The 17,124-nt window shown below is 71.7% G+C and carries 12 protein-coding genes and 1 pseudogene; 11 read left to right on the top strand and 2 right to left on the bottom strand.

Annotation, left to right across the window (positions count from 1 at the left end; genetic code table 11):
* The first annotated feature begins 56 nt into the window (after nucleotides 1–56).
* The 8 genes from ACFP2T_RS09535 to ACFP2T_RS09500 all read left to right on the top strand — a co-directional run bounded on the left by ACFP2T_RS09535 (nucleotide 57) and on the right by ACFP2T_RS09500 (nucleotide 8,246).
* The gene (locus ACFP2T_RS09535) at nucleotides 57–1,238 is read left to right on the top strand and encodes an NAD(P)/FAD-dependent oxidoreductase (protein ID WP_377419801.1); all 1,182 of its coding nucleotides are present in this window, start codon (nucleotides 57–59) and stop codon (nucleotides 1,236–1,238) included.
* A complete protein-coding gene (locus tag ACFP2T_RS09530) occupies nucleotides 1,225–1,521 on the top strand; it encodes a (2Fe-2S)-binding protein (protein WP_377419799.1) in 297 nt (98 codons plus the stop codon). The genes ACFP2T_RS09535 and ACFP2T_RS09530 overlap by 14 nt, the downstream gene beginning before the upstream one ends.
* Nucleotides 1,518–2,999 (top strand): FAD-dependent oxidoreductase, encoded by a 1,482-nt coding sequence (locus ACFP2T_RS09525; protein WP_377419797.1) that lies wholly within the window; start codon nucleotides 1,518–1,520, stop codon nucleotides 2,997–2,999. The genes ACFP2T_RS09530 and ACFP2T_RS09525 overlap by 4 nt, the downstream gene beginning before the upstream one ends.
* Entirely contained in the window at nucleotides 2,996–3,892 is an 897-nt protein-coding gene (locus ACFP2T_RS09520) for a dihydrodipicolinate synthase family protein (RefSeq protein WP_377419795.1), read from the top strand. The genes ACFP2T_RS09525 and ACFP2T_RS09520 overlap by 4 nt, the downstream gene beginning before the upstream one ends.
* Nucleotides 3,885–4,889 carry a proline racemase family protein gene (locus tag ACFP2T_RS09515; RefSeq protein WP_377419793.1) on the top strand — a complete coding sequence of 335 codons (1,005 nt, stop codon included), beginning with the start codon at nucleotides 3,885–3,887 and terminating at the stop codon, nucleotides 4,887–4,889. Before ACFP2T_RS09520 ends, ACFP2T_RS09515 begins: the two co-directional genes overlap by 8 nt.
* A 185-nt stretch (nucleotides 4,890–5,074) precedes the next feature.
* Entirely contained in the window at nucleotides 5,075–7,120 is a 2,046-nt protein-coding gene (locus ACFP2T_RS09510; RefSeq protein WP_377419792.1) for a M6 family metalloprotease domain-containing protein, read from the top strand.
* A gap of 86 nt (nucleotides 7,121–7,206) precedes the next feature.
* A complete protein-coding gene (locus ACFP2T_RS09505; RefSeq protein WP_377419790.1) occupies nucleotides 7,207–7,647 on the top strand; it encodes a hypothetical protein in 441 nt (146 codons plus the stop codon).
* Nucleotides 7,644–8,246: a TlpA family protein disulfide reductase gene (locus ACFP2T_RS09500; RefSeq protein WP_377419788.1), complete on the top strand. Its 603-nt coding sequence runs from the start codon at nucleotides 7,644–7,646 to the stop codon at nucleotides 8,244–8,246. Before ACFP2T_RS09505 ends, ACFP2T_RS09500 begins: the two co-directional genes overlap by 4 nt.
* 66 nt (nucleotides 8,247–8,312) lie before the next feature.
* On the opposite strand, the gene ACFP2T_RS09495 is transcribed toward ACFP2T_RS09500, so the two are convergent.
* Nucleotides 8,313–10,142, bottom strand: a complete 1,830-nt coding sequence (locus tag ACFP2T_RS09495) for a S8 family serine peptidase (RefSeq protein WP_377419786.1) — start codon at nucleotides 10,140–10,142, stop codon at nucleotides 8,313–8,315.
* 227 nt (nucleotides 10,143–10,369) lie between these two features.
* Here ACFP2T_RS09495 and ACFP2T_RS09490 point away from each other — a divergent pair, with 227 nt between their 5' ends.
* The gene (locus ACFP2T_RS09490) at nucleotides 10,370–10,903 is read left to right on the top strand and encodes a cysteine hydrolase family protein (protein WP_377419784.1); all 534 of its coding nucleotides are present in this window, start codon (nucleotides 10,370–10,372) and stop codon (nucleotides 10,901–10,903) included.
* A gap of 117 nt (nucleotides 10,904–11,020) precedes the next feature.
* Nucleotides 11,021–12,316 (top strand): MFS transporter, encoded by a 1,296-nt coding sequence (locus ACFP2T_RS09485; protein WP_377419782.1) that lies wholly within the window; start codon nucleotides 11,021–11,023, stop codon nucleotides 12,314–12,316.
* A 260-nt stretch (nucleotides 12,317–12,576) separates the two neighbouring features.
* On the opposite strand, the pseudogene ACFP2T_RS09480 reads toward ACFP2T_RS09485, so the two are convergent.
* Nucleotides 12,577–14,949: pseudogene (locus ACFP2T_RS09480) on the bottom strand (beta-L-arabinofuranosidase domain-containing protein); the annotation flags it as partial.
* A gap of 535 nt (nucleotides 14,950–15,484) precedes the next feature.
* Between ACFP2T_RS09480 and ACFP2T_RS09475 the strand changes: the two are divergent.
* Nucleotides 15,485–17,038 carry an aldehyde dehydrogenase (NADP(+)) gene (locus tag ACFP2T_RS09475; RefSeq protein WP_377419780.1) on the top strand — a complete coding sequence of 518 codons (1,554 nt, stop codon included), beginning with the start codon at nucleotides 15,485–15,487 and terminating at the stop codon, nucleotides 17,036–17,038.
* Nucleotides 17,039–17,124: the final 86 nt, after the last annotated feature.

Here is a 17,124-nt window from a genome sequence, read left to right as displayed (position 1 = left end):
CCGCCTCCGCGCTCCGACGGGGCCGGGGCGGTCCAGCCAGCCGGGGGAGGGGCGTCATGGCAGGCAACTTCGACGTGGCGGTCGTCGGCGCCGGCATCGTCGGTGCGGCATGCGCGTACGCCTGCGCCCGGCGCGGCCTGACCGTGGTCGTGCTGGAGCGGGCCGGGCTGGTCGCCGGTGCCACCGGTTCGGGCGAGGGGAACCTGCTGGTGTCGGACAAGCCGCCCGGCCCGGAGCTGGACCTGGCGTTGCTGAGCAACGGGCTCTGGCAGCACTGGGAGGCCGAACTCGCCGGCCGGTACGGGGACATCGAACTGGAACGCAAGGGCGGGCTCATCGTCACCGAAACCGCGGCCGGGCTGGTCGGGCTGCGGGCGACCGCGACCGCGCAGGCCGAGGCGGGGGTGGTGGTGGAGCCGCTGGATCCGGCCGGGGTGCGCGGGCACGAGCCGGCCATCACCCGACAGGTGGCCGGTGGCGTGTTCTATCCGCAGGACATGCAGGTCATGCCGGCCCGTGCCGCCGCGGCGCTGCTGGCGGCGGCCCGGGATCACGGCGCCGAGGTCCGGCTGCGTACCGAGGTCACCGCCCTGCTCCGGAACGCCGCCGGCCGGGTGGTCGGGGTGGACACCGATGCCGGCCCGGTGGCCGCCGGACACGTGGTGAACGCCGCCGGTGCCTGGGCCGGCCGGCTCGGTGGGTCGGCCGGAGCCGCCGTCCCGGTCGCGCCTCGCCGGGGCTTCGTCCTGGTCACCGAACCCGTCCCGCCGCTGGTCCGGCACAAGGTCTACTCGGCCGACTACCTGGACAACGTCGCCAGCGGGGACGCCGCGCTACAGACGTCCACCGTGGTCGAGGGAACGCCGGCCGGCACCATCCTGATCGGCGCCTCCCGGGAACTGGTCGACTTCGACCGGCGGCCCAACCCCGACGCGGTACGCCAACTCGCCCGTGGCGCGGTACGGCTCTTCCCGGCGCTGGCCAGGGTCCGCCTGATGCGGGTCTACCACGGCTTCCGGCCGTTCTCCCCGGACCACCTGCCGGTGATCGGGCCCGACCCGCGCGCTCCCGGCCTGGTGCACGCGCACGGGCACGAGGGTGCCGGTATCGGGCTGGCACCGGCCACGGGCCGGCTGGTCGCCCAGGTCATCGCGGGTGACGCACCGGAGGTGGACCTGCGCCCCTTCGATCCATTCAGGTTTCCGGCTCCGAGGGAGGACGCCCGTGCTGCCGCCTGAGGCCGGCGCCGGCCCGGCCGAGTTCACCATCACGGTCGACGGCGATCCGGTACCGGTGCTCGCCGGGCAGACGGTGGCGGCGGCGTTGCTGGCCGCCGGTCGGCGTTCGACCCGGCGGACCCGGTTCGCCGATCGGCCCCGGGGCGTCTTCTGCGGCATCGGGATCTGCTTCGACTGCCTCGTGGTGTGCAACGGCGAGCCCGGGGTGCGGGCGTGTCTGCGGCCGGTCGCGCCCGGGGACACCGTCGACACCCAGCACGGAGCCGGGGAGGTCACGCCGTGAGGAACGCCGGAGCCGCCCCGCTGGCCGTGGTCGGTGCCGGTCCGGCCGGCCTCGCCGCGGCGGTCGCGGCGGCGGACGCCGGTGCCACGGTCGTCGTCGTCGATCTGGGCCAGCGTCCCGGCGGGCAGTACCTGCGCCAGCCGACCGTGGCGGGCGTACCGGCGGTCGCGCACTCCCGCCGGGCGGACGGGCTGCTGCGCGAGGCCCTGGCGCACCCCCGGATCACCTTCCGCACCCGCCACCAGGTCTGGTCGACCTCCATTGCCGGGACGTCGGCCGACGGGAGGCCGACCACCGCAGACATCTCGGCGGCCAACGGAAGAGCCGCCGGGGACGGCGGTATGGACGGAGTGACGCTGCGGCTGATCGGCCCGGACGGCCCGGCCACCCTGACCACCCTGGTGCTGGTGCTGGCGCCCGGCGGGCACGACCGGGTGGTGCCGTTCCCCGGCTGGGACCTGCCGGGCGTGGTCACCGCAGGGGCCGCCCAGGCGCTGGCCAAGGGGCAGGGTGTACTGGTCGGCCGGCGGGTGCTGGTGGCCGGCACCGGCCCCTTCCTGCTCGCCGTGGCGGCCGGACTGGCGCAGGCCGGCGCGCAGGTGGCGGCGGTGGTCGAGGCCGCGCCGCTGCGGCGGTGGGCCCGGCACACCCGGGCGGTCGCCGCGACACCGGGCAAGCTCGTGGAGGCGGCCCGCTACCTCGGCGCGCTGCGCCGACGCGGCGTGCCGGTCTGGCGCGGCCAGGCGGTCACCGAGGTGCGGGAGTACGACGACGGCCTCCGCGCCACGGTCAGCCGGGTGGACGCGGACTGGCGACCCGGCGGGGTGACCCGGACCGTGCCGGTGGACGCCGTCTGCGTGGGTCACGGCTTCACGCCGTCGGTCGAGCTGGCCGTCGCGCTCGGCTGCGCCACCCGGGTCGATCCGGCCGACGGCAGCCTGGTGGTCGACGTGGACGAGTGTGGCCGCAGCAGCGTGCCGGGGGTCCTGGTGGCCGGCGAGGCGACCGGGGTGGGCGGCGCCGACCTGGCGATCAGCGAGGGGCGGCTGGCCGGACTCGCCGCCGCGCACCGGCTCGGACTGTTGGACGACGCCGGACTGGACCGGGCCGTCGCGCCGGTCGCCCGTCGGGCGGTCCGGCAGCGGCGGTTCGCCGCCGCCCTGCACCGGGCGCATCCGGTGCCGGACGGCTGGACCGGCTGGCTCACCGACGACACCGTGGTGTGCCGCTGCGAGGAGGTCACCGCCGGCCGGCTGCGTGCCGACGTGGCCGCGTACGGGCTGGACGACGTGCGCGCGCTGAAACTGGTCACCCGGATCGGCATGGGGCTGTGCCAGGGGCGGGTCTGCGGTCGGGCCGCCGCCGGCCTGCTCGCCGCCGCGTCCGGCCGGGACCAACCGCTGGAAGGCTTCGCCAACCGTCAGATTGTGCTGCCGGTACCGCTGGGTGCCGTCGCCGAGGAAGGAACACCCCAGTGACAGCTCGGAAACCGTGGCAGGGCGTCGTGGTCGCGATTCCCACGCCGTTCCGCGATGATCTCTCGGTCGATTTCGACCGGCTCCAGGAGCACGTGAGGTGGCTGGCCGACGAGGGCTGCCACGGGGTGACTCCGTGCGGTTCGTTGGGGGAGTACCAGAACCTCTCCGACACCGAGCGCGCCGACGTGGTCCGGGCCGCCGTGCAGGCGGCGCCGCCGGGCTTCTCGGTGGTACCCGGCGTGGGCGGGTACGGCAGCCGCCAGTCCCGGCACTGGGCCGAACAGGCGCAGACCGTCGGTGCCCACGCGGTGTTGGCCCTGCCGCCGAACACCTACGCGGCCCGGGACACCGACGTCCTGGCGCACTACCGGGAGGTGGCCGGGGTCGGGCTGCCGGTGGTGGCGTACAACAACCCGTTCGACACCAAGGTGGACCTGACCCCCGAACTGCTCGCGCAGATCGCCGAGACCGACGGTGTGGTGGCCGTCAAGGAGTTCAGCGGTGACGTCCGCCGACTGCACCGGATCCGGGACCTCGCCCCGCACCTGGACGTGCTGGCCGGGGCGGACGACGTACTCCTGGAGCTGGTGGTGTGCGGCGCGACGGGGTGGATAGCCGGCTTCCCGAACGCGCTGCCCCGACTCTCCGTACGCCTCTACGAGCTGTGCCGGGCCCGCGACCTGGCGGCGGCCCTGCCGCTCTACACCGAGCTGCATCCCATCTTCGGCTGGGACTCCCGGCCGGAGTTCGTCCAGGCGATCAAGCTGGGCATGGAGTTGGCCGGACGGTACGGCGGCCCGTGCCGGCCGCCGCGCGGCGCGTTGCCGGCGTCGGCGCGGACCCAGGTGACGAAGGACATGGAGCGGGCGCTGAAGGCCGACGCCGATGCGTAGCCGGCTGGTCCTGCACGCGGTCGACTCACACACCGAAGGCATGCCCACCCGGGTCATCACCGGTGGCGTCGGCACCCTGCCCGGCGCCACCATGCTGGAGCGGAAGCTGCTCTTCGAGCGGGACCGGGACGGCCTGCGCCGGCTGCTGATGTCCGAGCCGCGCGGGCACTCGGCGATGTCCGGCGCGATCCTGCAACCGCCGACCAGGCCGGACGCCGACTACGGCGTGCTGTTCATCGAGGTCTCCGGCTGCCTACCGATGTGCGGGCACGGCTCGATCGGGGTGGCCACGGTGCTGGTCGAGACCGGGATGGTGCCGGTCGTCGAGCCGGTCACCACGATCCGGCTGGACACTCCGGCCGGGCTGGTGGCGGTGGAGGTCGCGGTGCGGGACGGCCGGGCGACGGCGGCGACCATCCGCAACGTGCCGTCCTTCCTGCTCGCCGCGGACCGGAAGGTGGAGGTGGGCGGGGAGATCGGCACGATCCGGTACGACATGGCGTTCGGCGGCAACTTCTACGCCATCGTGGAGGCCACCGACCTGGGACTGTCGGTGGAGCCGGCGACCGTGCCCGAACTCATCCGCCGCGGGCTGCGGATCATGGAGGCGATCAACGAGCAGGCGCCGCCCCGGCACCCGACGATCTCCGCCATCGACGACTGCCGCCACGTGCAGATAGTCCAGGACGGCACGGACGGTGCGGACGCCCGCAACGCCGTGGTCATCCATCCCGGCTGGGTGGACCGCTCGCCGTGCGGCACCGGGACCTCGGCGCGGATGGCCCAGCGGCACGCCCGGGGCCTGCTGGGCCTGGACACGCCGTTCGTCAACGAGTCGGTGATCGGGACCCGGTTCACCGGCCGGCTGGTGGAGACCACGACCGTCGGCGACCTGCCCGCCGTGATACCCACGGTGACCGGCCGGGCCTGGATCACCGGCACCGCGCAGTACCTGCTGGACCCCGAGGACCCGTTTCCCGAGGGTTTCCGGATCTGACCGGTTCCGTTAGCCTGACGGCCACTCCTGCACGTGTCGCAAGTGGTCGATCCACCTACCGACATCTGCACAGTGACCGCCAGGAGCGCCGGCTCATAGATTCGCCTCGGCATGATCACGGTTGACCAGCGCCTCCCGGGTGCGCCGCCGGATGCCATCCCCGACCGAGTACGAGAGGTGACCGCATGCACCTACTGTCCTCCAGACGTACGGCCCGGCGCTCGGTGCTGGTCGCCGCGGTGGTGACGGCGCTGGTCGCCTCCGCCGCCGCGACGCCGGCCACCGCCGCGCCGGGCAATCCCAGCGGCGGTACCGGTCCCTTCGAGGTGCTGGACCCGCAGTCCTGGCAGAACCCGGACACCATGACCTGGGACGACTACGTCGCCGTGCCGAACCGGAACTGGGCCGACCCGGCCGTCTCCGGCTCGGTACGCGACTTCAAGATCGCGCTGGTCACGCTCGACTATCCGGACCAGCCGTTCGTGGTGACCCAGCGCGCCCGCTCGACGGTCTTCGGCAATCCGCAGTCGACCGCCGCGAACATCCCCCGGGACCAGGTGGCCAAGTTCTACACGGACTTCCTGAACACGCCGAACGACCTGAACAAGGGCCACACCCTGCACGAGTACTGGATGCAGGATTCCAACGGCCGGTACGGCGTTGACCTGTCCGGGTTCGGGCCGTACGAGATGCCGGCCAAGTCCTACCAGTACGGCATCGACAACGGCTTCAACCCGGGCGCCTGCCCGAGCGGTGAGCAGTGCGCCAAGAACATCCGGACCGACGGGCTCGGCGCCTGGCGGGCGGCGGTCGGCGAGGAGGTGGCCAACTCGTTCGAGCTGGTCTTCATCCTCTCCGCCGGGCAGGACGAGTCGTCCACCTGGCAGGAGTTCGGCCAGATGATGTTCCAGACCAAGGAGGACGTGCCGGACGCGTGGGGCCCGCCGGACCCGAGCCTGCCGAACTACGCGAGTACCCGGTACGTCCCCTGGACCTCCTGGAAGGCCGCCTCGACCATCTGGCCGAACGCGGGCGGTGGCTCGTCGACCCAGGCGGAGAGCTCCGGCATGGGCGTGTACGCCCACGAGCTGAGCCATCTGCTGAGCATCGGCGACAACTACAACAACCCGTACGGCGAACCGCTGCGGCGGGCCTACACCGGCATCTGGAGCATGATGTCGCGCGGCTCGTTCAACGGGCCCGGCGGGCCGCACACCCGCTGGCAGATCCCACCGGTCAACGGCGGCTCGATGGGCTCGCTGCACACCGTCCGGGACAAGGTGAAGATCGGCCTGCTCGGTGAGGAACACCTGCTGCGGCTGTCCCGGGAGGCGCTGGCCTCCTCCGGTATGGTCGTCGCGACGCTGACCGCGCGGGCGGTCGACGCCGGGCCGAAGGGGCTCACCGGAATCAACATCGCGATGAACAAGGACCTGTCGCCGAGCTGTGACACCAACACCGATCCGCTCTGCGACGGCGGCAACTACAACAACTACACGGTCGAGACCGTGGACCGGATGGGCGCGGACTCGTTCACCCCGGACAGCGGCGTGCTGGTGTCCAAGACGAAGAACGCCGACAGCGCCCCGTTCGTCTGGGTGGTCGACGCCAACCCGCAGGACATCGACATGGTCGACTTCTACCAGCCGAACGGTACCCCGCAGAAGATCACCATGGGGGACTACCGGCAGTTGTCCGACGCGCTGTTCCACGCCGGCACCCGCTCCGGCAGCGAGTACGAGTACGTCGACCAGGCCAACCGGCTGCACTTCTACGTACTCGACCTGAAGCGGAACGCCGACGGGGTGCTGTCGTACACGGTGGCGGTCCGGTCGCTGGACGGCAACGGCGGTACGAGCAGCCACGGCGTGGCCATGTCCAAGGGTGAGGTGACGACCGCGACCCGGCCGACCGCCCGGGGCGTGACCTGCTCGTTCGACCTGACCAACACCGGCGCCTACTCGGCCGGCGGCCAGCGGCACCCGGAGGACGTGACCGCCTACGTCAAGTCCGACGTGTACCGGCTGTCCGCCTCGGTGAACGGCAAGGGCTGGCGGGTGGAGGTGCCGAACGCGCTCGCCACCGCCCAGTTCGGCCGCACCACCACGGTCCGGGTGTCGGTGGGCGCGACCCCGTCGGCCACCCAGACGGGAATCGTCAAGCTCACCGCGACGTCGGAGAGCGACCCCACGAAGACCGTGACCAAGCAGTGCCAGGTCGAGAGGTCCTGACCCGCCGACAGTGATGTCCGAGGGGCGGTGTGCGGTTCACCGCCCCTCGGACAGCATCCCCACCACGATTCACCCCCGGAGGACACGTGCGGCGCTCGCGATACGGTCGCCTGGCGGCGCTACTGCCGCTGCTGTTGTCCGGTGTGCTCGCCGGCTGCGGCGACGACGACGAGCCCCGCTCCGCGATGACGGTCCGGGTGCTGGTCCGGGACATCAACATCCGGCCCGAGGGCGTCGACTGCGCCGGCACCGGCCCCTACACCTACTTCCACAACAAGGCGCCGTACCGGGTCGTGGACGCGGACGGCAGGACGCTGGCCGAGGGCGTACTGCCGCCCGGCAAGTCGGTCCGCACCTTCGAGGAGGACCTGGAAGTGGAGCGCATCCCGACGTTCTGCGAGTTCGCCATCCCGGTCACCGTGACGCGCCGGGAGACGTACCGGCTCGTCGTGGACGACCGCAAGCCGATCGACCTGACCGAGGACAGCAGCGAGGGCCCGGCGCTGGTCGCCGTGGTGCCGTCGTGAGGCGGCGGTTCCGGCGGACGGTACCGGTCGTCGTCGCGCTCGCCGTGGCTGCCGCGCTCGTTGCCGGCGGCTGCACCTCGGGCGACGACGATCCCGGTCCGGTGCCCGCCGTGGCGGGTGGGGCCGCGGCCATGCCCGGACCGGTGCCGGGCGATCTCGCGCTCCGGCCGGCACCCACCGACTCGCCGGTCGCCCCTCGGGTCTCCGGCACGCTCACCGACGGCAGCCCGCTCGCGGTGGCCGACCTGTGGGCCGAGCGGCCGGTGGTGTTCACCTTCTTCAATTCCTGGTGTACGACCTGCGCGCAGCGGCAGGACGGCTTCAGCGAGTTGGCCCGCGGCTACCGCGACAAGGTGGTCTTCGTCGGGGTGGCCGGCGAGGACGAGCCGGACGCCGTGCAGGCGTACCTGCGTGAGCACCGGGTGGAGTACCCGGTCGTGCTCGACGACACCGGCACCATCTGGCGGTCGTACGCCGTCCGCGAGCCGCCGGCCGTCGTGCTGGTCGCCAAGGGCGGCGCCCTGCTGCGCGGCTGGCCGGGTGGCGTGGACGCCGCCACCCTCGACGGCACGCTCCGCGAGCTGGTGCTCGCCCCCTGACACAGGTGTTAGGAAGGGGCCCTTCTTCTACAGAAAACGATAAGAAGGGCCCCTTCCTTCAGGTCCTCAGCGGGTTCCGGCGGTGGCCGGCGCGGCGGACCCGACGCTCTGTAGGGCTGCCCGGAGGTTCGGCAGCGGCCCGATGCGCTGGCTGACGTCGCCGCCCTGTGGCGTACCGGTCGACTTCAGCAGGTTGCCGAGCTGCCCGGCGGTCCAGACCGGTCGGCCGGTCGCCTTCAGGTAGGACTGGATCGCCACCACGGCTCCGGTGACGATCGGCCCGGCGCCGGAGGTGCCGCCGAACGACCGGGTGTACCGGATGTTGAGGTTCGCCGCGCCGGTGCCGCCCTGGAGGTTGCCGTTGCTGCCGGTGGTGGTGATGTTCTGCCCCCAGCCCTGTACGTCGACCCGGGACCCGTAGACCGAGAAGTTCAGCCGGGACCGGTTGGTGCTCGAACCGGCACCGACCACGATCGCGCCGGAGTCCCGCACCGACCGGTTGAAGCGCCCCTGGAACTCCGGGCCGTCGAGGTTTTCGCCCCCGTTGCCCCCGGTGGCGACCACCACCACTCCGAGCTGGGTGAGCAGCCTCGTCGCGTCGAAGACCGACTGCGTCCACTCCGCCGGGACGTACCGGGTGCCGCCGTTCGGGCCCACCGTCTGCTGCTCGATCAGCAGCGCGTCACCGGGGCTGAGGAACTGGGCGACGTGGGTCATCGCCGCCGCCGGGCGGTAGCTCGCCTGGCCACTGCTCAGCCGCTGCATCGGGGAGATGCCGAACATCGACGCGTCCGGTACGCCGCCGGTCACCCCGTACCCGTTCTCCTCGGCGACCAGTTCGCCGAAGACCGCCGTACCGTGCTCGTCGGCGAAACTCGTGTTCCGGGGGTACTGGGTGCCGCCGAGGTCGCTGGACCAGTCGAGTTGCAGATCCTCGTGGAAGGGGTTCCAGTCGTACTCCAGGTCGACGATGCGGATTCCGGCTCCCCGCGCTCTCGGGTCCTGCCGGGCGAAGTCCGCGTCGACGCCCTGCGGGGCCGGCCGCTGGTAGCCCTGCATCGAGGTGAAGTCGGGGGTCGCGGGGGCGGCGGGCGGCGGGGCCGGTTCGGGCGCCGGATAGGCCCAGGCCACCTCGGGAAGGGCGTGCAGGTCCTTGAGGGCCGCGGCGGGGTCCGCCCCGGCCGGCAGCGTGAGGTGGTACCAGGAGGCCATGTCCGGCGCCGGCCGCCCGGACCGTGACGCCGCCATCGCGGTGAGCCGGGACAGTTGCGCGCTGGTCCGTTCCGGCAGCAGCGGAGCGAGTTGGACGGCGCCGTGCCGGTCCAGGACCGCTCGTACCCCGGTCAGGTCCTGACCCCGGTCGCTGCGCAGGTTGCCGTCGGCGCCGCGCACCACGGCCGCCTCCTGGAACTTGACCTCGAGTACGACCTGCGGGGCGACGGCGTCCGATCCGCCGACCGGGCGGCCGTCCCGCAGCCGGCCCGAGATGCTCAGCTCGGTGGTGGTGGCGTCGAGGTGTCCGCCCGCACGCAGGGCTTCCTTGTCGAAGTACAACCGGAGGTCGTCGCGTCCGTCGGAGTCCACATCGGTCACGCCGGTGATAACGGCACCGCCGACCCATCGGGCGACCCCGACGCCGTGTCCGAGGTTCGCTCCGGCGTCCTGACCGAGCCGTACGGTGCCCGGATCGAGTCCGGTGGCATCCACCTCGTCGCTGCTGAAGACCGTCACCGCCAGTTGGCCGGAGCCGGCGAGATTCGGTGTTTCGGGTGCGTCCAGCCGGATCGTGGCCGGGATGTCCGGCGCGGCTCCGGCCGGCGTCGGCGTTCCGCCGAGCAGGGAACTCGCCGTGACGAGCGATCCCAGCGCGAGCAGGGATGTCAGACGTTGTGGCATGCCGAACCTCCGGCGTAGCGGGATCAATGCCTGGGTGTGCATTGAGGAAGCTACTTAAGGCAGTGAAGGCGGTCTATCGGCAGGTGTTGGGAGATCGGCGCACGCGAATCTACTTCTGTTGTACGAAATGTTTTCGGCGACGATTCGGCTGGACGGTTAGGCTTTCCGGACCGCGTCATATTTCCGTGCTGCTCCGAGACCGAGGCGCTGGTTGGCAGACTTGGGACATGAACGTTGCGCGCGCTGCCCTGGTAGTCGTTGACGTGCAGAACGGCTTCATTACCGAGCGCAGTCAGCACGTCGTGCCCAAGGTCCTGGACCTTGTGAGGCGCTGGGAGGCTGCCCAGCGGCCCCTCGTCTTCACCCGCTATCACAACTACCCCGGCAGTCTGTATGAGCGGCTGATCCACTGGTCGAAGTTGCACGGGCCACCAGAAACCGACATTGTGCCCGAGTTGATCCCGCACGCGGGAGCGGCACGAGCCCTGATCGACAAGAAGATCTACTCGTGCTTCACGCCAGACTTCGTTTCGCTTGTGCAAGACGAGGGGTGGACAGACTTGATCTTCTGTGGCATCGCCACGGAAAGCTGCGTCTTGAAGTCGGCCGTAGACGCCTTCGAGCACAATCTGACGCCTTGGTTGGTGACCGATGCATCCGCCAGCCATGGCGGCCAGGCAGCTCACGATGCCGGCCTCCTGGTCGCGCGTCGATTCATCGGTGCCGGGCAGCTCGTCACCAGTGCCGACGTGCTGTTCTAGATGTTGGGCCGCGTTCCGGCCGCTGGCCAAGCCGCTCCGTTCGACGAGCGTGGGCGGGTTCGGGCGGGAATGGTCCGGTTAGGCTTTCCGGACCGCCGCCTACCCTAGGGGTCCACGATGCCGCTGGCCGACCGATTCGGCCTGTTACGCGACCCCGATTTCCGTCGGCTGTTCGTCGCCACCGCGACGAGTCAACTCGGGGACCGCGTCATCTTTCTTGCGCTGCCCCTGGTGGCAATTGTCGCGCTGGACGTCGGCGAGTTCGAGGTGGGCCTGCTCAGCGCCGCGACGACGGCAGGCTCGTTGCTGGTCGGACTACCCGCCGGAGCCTGGGTCGATCGGCTTCGGAAGCGCTCGGTCCTGATCCACACCGACCTGCTGCGCGCCGCGACGATTCTGACCGTACCCGTTGCCTGGTGGGCCGACGTCCTCACGATGTGGCTGCTCCTCGCCGTGGCGCTGGTCCATGGTGTGCTGACGGTCTTCTTCGACGTCGCATACGTCAGCTGTCTGCCGCACCTGGTCGGGCGGGACAGGTTGACCGAGGGCAACGCCAAACTGGCGTCGGTGCGCTCGGCGGCCAGCGTCAGCGGGCCGGGACTGACCGGTCCGCTGGTGAGCCTGCTGGGGGCACCCGTCGCGCTCGCGGCGAGTTCGCTGGGCATGGCGGTGTCGGCGCTGTTCGTGGGGCGGATCCGCAGCCGTGAGGTCCCGTACGCGCCGACGGGGCGGCCATCGCTGGGCCGGGAGATAGCCGCCGGGCTGAGGTTCGTGCTCGGGCATCCGCTGCTCCGGGCGATCGTGCTCGCCGACGGGGTGTTCGGGCTGTTCCTGGTCATTTACCAGACCATGCTGCTGGTGTTCCTGGCCCGGGAGATCCACCTGGGATCGTTCGGGATCGGGGTGGTGCTGTCGGCGATGGGTTGCGGCGGGCTGCTCGGCGCGCTCGTCGCGCGTCGCGTCATCACGCGGATCGGGCCGGGACCCGCGATCTGGCTGGCTCCGCTGCTGACCTGTCCGCTGGCTGCCCTGATGCCCCTGGCCGGCCCGGGATGGGGCGTCCACCTCGCGACCGGCGGCCTGCTGATGCTCTCCCTGGGCGGCGTGGTCCGCCTCGTCGCCCGGGCCGGGGTCCAGCAGTCCGGTCAGGCGCTCAGGGCCGACCGGGCCCGGACCGCCGCGAGCAGGATCGCCCGCCGCTGGTCGCGGGTGTGCCGGCCCGCCGCCAGCCACTGGTCCGAGACTTTCACCACCCGTCGGACGAAGTCGCCGTGCCGGGCGAAGGGCGCCGACTCCCAGACCCGGTCGAGGAAGGTCTCCCCGTCGTCGTCCCGGATACCGTCGTTGGGCACGCCGGTGCCGACCGACCCGAACACGACCTCCGGCTCCACCCGCCGGACGTACGGGTGGTAGGCGTTGAACTCGCCCGGCACCGGATCGGAGATGTAGTACGGGGCCAGCAGGTAACCGTGGGTGCGGAAGTGCATCGGCAGATCCGTCGGTTCGATCGCCCCACCCAGGTCGCCGTCCAGCTTCAGGTCCTTGAAGAACGCGAACTCCCGGTAGCTCGGGTTGCCGTCCCGGACGACCATCAGGGTCGGTCCGTAGAGGATCGACTGGACGGAGTGGTCGTCCAGGGCCTTCTCCACCCGGAAGCGCAGCGGTATCGCCACGTCGATCCGGTCGCCCTCACTCCACCGGCGGTCCAGCGTCACGTAGCTTCCCGGGTCGGCCCGGAGCTTCTGCCGGACTCCGTTGATCCGGACGGTGTAGCCGGAGCCGACCCAGGAGGGCACCCGGAGCTTCACCCTCAGCCGGCCACGGCCCCGGTCGAACCGGAGCGTGCTGGCGCCCTGCGCCGGGTAGTCGGTCTCCTGACTGATCACGAAGCCGCGCTCCGGCCAGCTCAGCGCGGAGGCGATGAAGAGGTTGACGTACAGCGTCGAGTCGTCGGCCGACCGGAAGTAGATCGACTCCTGGTATTTGGTGTGGCTCTCCAGGCCGGTGCCGTTGCAGCAACTGCCGTTGCCGCCGTACCGGCTGTACTCGACGACGTTGCCGATTCTTCTCGACCGGCCGGGCCACATGTTCTGGTGATAGGTCACCTCGGTGCTGGTGACGCTGTCGACGTCCCGGCGCGAACTGAGGATCTGGTTGTGCAGCGCCTTCTCGTAGTAGTCGAGGTACGCCGGATCCGGGTCGTGGAAGAAGAGGTTCCGGGTCAACCGCAGCATGTTGTACGCGCAGCACGTCTCCGCGTGCCGGGGATCCGTGCTGGAGGAGAATCCGGAGGTGATGACGCCGCGCTGCCGGAAGTGCTCGCTCTGCCCCGCGCCGCCGTTGCTGAAGATGCGGTGCGGTACGACCATCGACCAGAAGTTCTTCGCCGCGCGGTGGTAGTCGGCCTCGCCGGTCCGCTCGAAGATCCGCAGGTAGCCGATGTTCGGCGCCATGTACTGGTTGGCGTGCCGCCCGCTCAGCTCGTCCCGCTCCGCGATCGACGCCTCGAACAGCGTGCTGAAGGTGAACGCCTTCGCCGTGTTCAGGTAGCGGTCCCGCTGACCGGGGTCGGGCGCGAGCGCCGAGAGCTCGGCCATGACCTCGTTCATCGAGCCGGCCTCGCCGGCACTGTAGATGTTCCACATCCGGTCCAGGTCGGCCCGGCTGATCCGGCTGAGCCGGCCGTGTGCCCAGTCGCCCATCCGGAAGACGATCTCCAGCGCCTCCTCGTTGCCGGTGAGCTGGTACGCGTTGAGCAGGCCCCTCATGATCTTGTGGCAGGTGTACCAGACCGCCCAGACGGCGTTCGGCCCGCTGTTGGGTTGGAAGGTCGGCGGTTCGAGCCGGCTGAACTGGCCCTCGGGAAACGCGGACAGGTAGCCCGGATGGCTGGTGCCGACGATCGTGGCGTCGTGGCCGTTGCCGGAGTGGTCGACGGCGGTCTCGCCCTCCTCCTCGAACCGGTACCAGACCAGCGGCCCGGCCCCCACCGGCGTTTCCGGCTGACCGTCCGGGGCGGCGGCGAGCGTGCGGATGTCGTCCGCGGTCAACGCCCGGCCGTAGACCTGGAGGTCGTCCACCGTCGCGTTGAGCAGCGGGTCGTTGTTGGCCGGCGAGCGCCCGATCCAGTTGTCGACGGTCCGACCGAGGCCGGCCGGACCGAGGGTCACGCTGCCCGCGCCGGTCTCGACGCCGTCGACGTAGATCCGGGCCATGCCCTCGGTCGTCGAGAGGGTGACGGCCAGGTGTGTCCACTCGTTCACGGCGACGGGGCCGCCGCCGCTCACCCGTTGCTCGTTCGCGGCGCCACTGTTCGTGATCGCGAAGCGTGGACCGGCATCGGCCGACACCCGTGCGGTGAGCGACAGGTAGGAGTTCGGGCCGGCGCCGAAGCTGAAGACCTTCGCGGCGGTCTGGGCGCTGGCCAGGTTCACCCAGGTGCTGACCGTGAGGTCGGTGACGCCGTCGAGGATGCCGGCCGGCAGCCGGACGTACTGGTTGGGATGGGGGTCGCTCAGCCGTACCGCCCGGCCGGAGCGGCCGGGGACCCGGCCCCGGTTCCGGCGATCCAACTCCCGCTGGCACTTGCCCAACTCCTCGACGAGGTAGTCGAGCTTGTCGACGAAGACCTCCTCGCCGGTGTCGGCGTAGCACTGGGCCAGCATCGTCAGGTAGTGCCCGGTGAAGTGGCCCCGCAGCAGGTGGTTCGGGGTGTCCCAGCCGCCGGGCCAGGTGCCGGGGGCGGGCAGCCCGGCGTTGGCCCGGAACAGGTGCAGCATCCGGTCCGGGCCGTCGAGGACACCGCCGGTGCCCGGGTAGTTCCGCGCGTAGTTGAGCATCCGGTCGCGCTTCTGCTGGAAGATTCCGTCGCGCAGGGCCACCTGGTTCAGGGCGAAGGGCCGGACGGCCCAGGTGTCGGCGGTCCAGCCCGGTCGGGGTGGCACCCCGCCGACACCCCCGGCTGCGCCGCCACCCGTGGCGGCCGGTGTCGCTCCGGCGGCCGAGGTGGGGGCGAGGGACCCCAAGGCCGGTACGGCCGCCGCCATCGCGCCCAGCCGTAGGGCGTCGCGTCGAGAGAACCTCTTGCTCACGGTGGTCTCCTCTGTTCTGCCGGTGCTCAGGGGTGCGGGCCCGCCGGCCGGATGGGCCGGTCGAGTCCACCTGGGATCCGCGCGGTCGATCCTCAGGCGCAGTCGGGGTGACCCGGTCAGACGGGATTCGCGACAACGGGACGGGTGCGGCTGCGCGTCGGGCAGGGACGCGTCGGCATCGAACTGGCGTACGGCGAACGGGACGGTCGGCGATGTGGTCCGGAGACCACCCGATGCGGGGCGACGCGGTGCCCTGCATGTTAACGCTCACAGCGGGAACCGGGTCAAGACTTCAATTCCCTTTCGGGCCGCCCTTTTCCGGCCGCCGGGGCCCGCTCCTTCAGCTGTCGGAAGCCTTTTCCCGGCCTGCCGACATCTGCACGGTGACACCGGTGCGCTCCACTCCCTACATTCGTCTGGCGCGTGACGACCACGGCGGAAAGCCGCCCCGCACCGTGCGACCGGGCGACACGAGACGACGAGGGACGCGGTGCGGACAGAAGCTTTCGACCAGGGCGTGGATCCGCACACCGGAAAGCCGACGGGTGCACCGGTGGCACACACCTCGGCAGCCGAGCTGGACCGGGTCGCTCGGCTGGCCGCATCGGCGGCGCCGGCACTCGCCGCGATGTCCCCGCCGGACCGCGCCGCGCTGCTGCGCGCACTCGGCGCGGCACTGGAGGCACACCGGGACGAGATCGTCGAGCTGGCCGTACGGGAGACCGGGCTCGGCGAGGTACGCCTGGCCGGCGAGCTGACCCGCGCCGTCGTACAGTTCGAACTCTTCGCCGACGCGCTCGACGAGGGGTCCGTGCTGGAGGCCGTGATCGACACCGCGGATCCGGCGGCCCGACCGGCGCCCCGGCCGGACCTGCGGCGGATGCTGGTACCCCTGGGACCGGTCGCGGTCTTCGCCGCGAGCAACTTCCCGCTGGCGTTCTCGGTGCCCGGTGGCGACACGGCCAGCGCTCTCGCCGCCGGGTGTCCGGTCGTCGTCAAGGCGCATCCCGGGCATCCGACCCTGTCGGCCCGGTGTGGCCGGATCCTCGCGGACGCCCTCGCCGCGAGCGGCGCCCCGACCGGCTCCCTGGCCGTGGTCCACGGCATGGAGGCCGGACGGGCCCTGGTGGTGCATCCGGCGGTCACGGCCGTCGGCTTCACCGGGTCGGTGTCCGGCGGCCGGGCGCTGTTCGACCTGGCGTCCGCCCGGCCGGACCCGATCCCGTTCTACGGAGAACTCGGCTCGCTGAACCCGGTGGTGGTCACCCCGAGGGCGCTCGCCGACCGGGGGAGCGCAATCGTCGCGGGCTTCGTCGGATCGTTGACGATGGGCGCGGGACAGTTCTGCACCAAACCCGGACTCCTGCTCCTGCCGGCCGGTCACGGCCTGGCCGACGCGCTGGCGAAGGCGATCGAGGCGATCGCGGTCGGCCCGGTGCTGAACCAGCGGATCCGGGACGGCTACCTCGCCGAGGTCGCCACGCTGGCGACGGTGCCGGGAGTACGGACGATCGCGGCGGGCGCGATTCCGGCCGGTCCGGCCGGCGGCGCCGGGTACCACGTGACGCCGTGGCTGCTCGCCGTTGCCGCACCCGACCTGGTGGCCCACGCCGGGGAACTGCTGGTGGAATGCTTCGGCCCGGCCGCCCTGGTGATCGAGTACGCCGACCGGGCCGAGCTGGACGAGATCTGGGCGGTGCTGCCCGGTGGGCTGACCGCGACCGTGCACGCCACGCTGCCCGACGAGGACGACCTCGCCCGTCACCTGATCGACCTCTGCGCCGCCCGGTCGGGTCGGGTCATCTGGAACGGCTGGCCCACCGGTGTGGCGGTCACCTGGGCGATGCAGCACGGTGGGCCCTGGCCGGCGACGACCGGCTCGGTCCACACCTCCGTCGGTACGACCGCCGTGCGGCGCTTCCAGCGACCCGTGTCGTACCAGAACGTGCCGCAGAGCCTGCTGCCGCCGGCGCTGCGGGACGACAATCCGCTGGGCATCGTCCGCCGCCGCGACGGCGCGCTCGGCATCGACGGACGCGACTGACCCGTCGGTCAGCCGGCCGGAGATCAGGCGGCGCAGCACGCCCAAGTCGCCCGGCCGCTACGTCGGACGGATCACGCCGGCCGAGG

The organism is Plantactinospora solaniradicis (assembly GCF_042658085.1).
Taxonomy (GTDB): Bacteria; Actinomycetota; Actinomycetes; order Mycobacteriales; family Micromonosporaceae; genus Plantactinospora; species Plantactinospora solaniradicis.
This window is presented reverse-complemented; position numbering and strand designations above follow the sequence as displayed.